At 66.9% G+C, this 2,771-nt stretch carries 2 protein-coding genes; both read left to right on the forward strand.

All coding sequences use genetic code 11. The annotated features are described in order from the left end of the window. Positions 1-459 precede the first annotated feature (459 nt). Positions 460-1,164 (forward strand): response regulator transcription factor, encoded by a 705-nt coding sequence (locus TX88_RS25320; RefSeq protein WP_044521963.1) that lies wholly within the window; start codon positions 460-462, stop codon positions 1,162-1,164. Continuing rightward, positions 1,142-2,644, forward strand: coding sequence for a sensor histidine kinase (locus TX88_RS25325; protein WP_044520725.1), 1,503 nt, complete (start codon positions 1,142-1,144; stop codon positions 2,642-2,644). Before TX88_RS25320 ends, TX88_RS25325 begins: the two co-directional genes overlap by 23 nt. Positions 2,645-2,771: the final 127 nt, after the last annotated feature.

The raw sequence follows: 2,771 nt of genomic DNA on the forward strand, positions 1-2,771 counted from the left end.
GGCCACCCGGGCCCGGTCCGAACCCCGGCCCACCGGGGCCACAGGGCGCTCCGGGCGGACAAGGCGGAGGCGGCGCTGCCGCCGCGACCGCAGAGCCGATGGTCGCTCCACCGAACAGCGACAGGGCCAACAGGGCCGAACCGGCGGCGGCCCGACGCTTCATCGTTCGCACAATCCACTTCCTCTCATCGTCGATACGCATGAACATCGCCGCCGCGGCAACACATTTGGCGGCACACTAATCGTCTCGAGACGCACTATGCGGCCGCTTTGCTGTCCCTATCCCCCAGCTATGAATCGCCACAATCAGACCTGCCTCACTTTCTCCCGCAGCTACTTCATAGGTGCGCCACAGAATCACCACAGTCGACGCATAACGCGACTGAAGAGAATCTGCCGGTGCCCAGTTCCGACGACACCCCCGTTGAACCCTCGACGGCCGCCAATGTGCGAGCCGTGATGACGCGCGCCGACGGCAGCCCGATCCAGGTGCTCGTCGTCGATGACGAACCCGGGCTGGCCGAGTTGGTGTCCATGGCGTTGCGCTACGAAGGCTGGCAGGTCTCGATCGCGGCCGACGGATCATCGGCGATCCGCCGCGCCCACGAGAACCCGCCCGACGTCGTCGTCCTGGACATCATGCTGCCGGACATCGATGGACTCGAAGTACTTCGGAAGCTCCGCGACACACGCCCCGGACTGCCGCTGCTCCTGCTGACCGCCAAGGAATCGCTCGAAGACCGCATCGCCGGGCTGGCCGCCGGCGGCGACGACTATGTCACCAAGCCTTTCAGCGTCGAGGAACTCGTGCTGCGGTTGCGCGCGCTCATGCGGCGTACCGGCGTCTCCGAGGACACCGGGGCATCGAAACTCGTCGTCGGCGATCTGGTGTTGGACGAGGACAGTCACGAGGTCTTCCGAGGCGGGGACGAAATCACGTTGACAGCAACTGAATTCGAGCTGCTCCGGTACCTGATGCACAACTCCAGACGGGTGCTGACCAAGGCGCAGATCCTCAGCCACGTGTGGAACTACGATTTCGACGGCCGCTCCAATGTCATCGAGCTGTACATCTCCTATCTGCGCCGGAAGATCGATGCCGGCCGCACTCCGATGATCCACACGCTCCGCGGGTCCGGATATGTCCTCAAACCGCCTCGCTGAGCCACGCTCGCCGGTTCGGCTGCGACGCCCCCGGACGTGGTCACTGCAAGCCCGACTGCTGCTGGTGCTCGCCGGGCTGCTCACGTTCGTGTGCGTCGGCATCGGCGCCGGCACCCTGCTGGCGATGAACCACTTCCTGACCGAACAGTTGGAGCACCAGGTGTTCGACGCCGGATCACGGTCGGTGGCGTTCTACAACTTCGGGCCGCCACCGTTCGTGCGGTTCGAAGGCCCAGGGCCGATGTTCCTCGACGGCCCGGGTCAGTCGGTCGGCACCGTGGGGGCTGTGGTTTCCGACGGCCACACCGCCGAGGCGGCCATCATCTCCGCCGACGGAGATCGACGGGAGCTCTCACCCAAGGCGTTCGAACAACTGTCCGGGATCGGGAAACAAACTCTGGTCCGCATCGATCTGGACGGACTCGGCGATTACAAACTCGTCAGCGTCACCGCCGATGACGGGCGGACAGTCGTCGCGGGTCTGCCGATGGCCGGCGTCACCAACACCCTGTTGTCGACGCTGGGCTTCTTCAGCACCGTCGCGGCGACCGCGTTGATCCTGGCCACTGCCGCCGGGATCGTGATCATCCGGCGCCAGTTCGCACCGCTGTCACGGGTCGCTGCCGCGGCCCACAGAGTCACTCAGCTCGAACTCGACCGCGGTGAGGTCGACCTGCCCACGCCGCTGGTGCCCGTCGATCCGGACAGTGCCCGCACCGAAGTGGGCCAACTGGGTTCGGCCTTCAACCAGATGCTCGACCGCATCGCCGACGCGCTTGCGGTGCGGCATGCCAGCGAGACTCGGGTACGGCAGTTCGTCGCCGACGCCAGCCACGAACTGCGCACCCCACTGGCCTCCATCCGGGGCTACACGGAACTGGCCCGCCGCAGACTTGCCGGCTGCCCGGACGATCTGGCCCATGCGATCGAACGCGTCGACGCCGAATCCAAACGGATGACACAACTGGTCGAAGACATGCTGTTGTTGGCGCGGATGGATTCCGGGCGCCCGCTCGACTACGAACCCGTCGATCTGTCCGAGCTCGCAGTAGACGCCGTCAGCGACGCTCACATCGCGGGGCCCGTCCACCGTTGGTCGGTCAACGTGCCCGACGAACCGGTCCTGGTCGCCGGAGACCGCCTCCGGCTGCATCAGATGCTGGCGAACCTGCTGACGAATGCCCGGGTGCACACGCCGCCGGGGACCCGGGTGAACACCGCATTGCGCCGGAACGGAAACGATCAGGTGGTCCTGACGGTGACCGACACCGGGCCGGGCATCCCGAAGGATCAACAACCGGAGATATTCGAACGTTTCGCCCGCGGCGACTCGTCCCGGTCGCGGCGCGCGGGCAGCACGGGCCTGGGCCTGGCCATCGTGCGGGCCCTCGTCAATGCCCACGACGGCACGATCGAGGTGCGGAGCGTTCCGGGCGAAACAGCCTTTGCCATAACACTTCCCGCGATGATCCCGGACTAGTCACCACCGCAGGTGCGGCGCGCCGTCGTACGCACCGCACCCGCAGGGTTGCTAGCGGGGGCCGGGACCGCCGGGATGGCCCGGGGCGGGGCGGGAGCGCCCGGGCCCGGAGGCGGGCACGGCTGCA

The organism is Mycolicibacterium septicum DSM 44393 (genome assembly GCF_000455325.1).
GTDB classification, from domain to species: domain Bacteria; phylum Actinomycetota; class Actinomycetes; order Mycobacteriales; family Mycobacteriaceae; genus Mycobacterium; species Mycobacterium septicum.

Coding starts and splice junctions, on each gene's coding strand:
- TX88_RS25320 (WP_044521963.1), top strand. CDS start 460: ATGACGCGCGCCGACGGCAGCCCGATCCAGGTGCTCGTCGTCGATGAC.
- TX88_RS25325 (WP_044520725.1), top strand. CDS start 1,142: ATGTCCTCAAACCGCCTCGCTGAGCCACGCTCGCCGGTTCGGCTGCGA.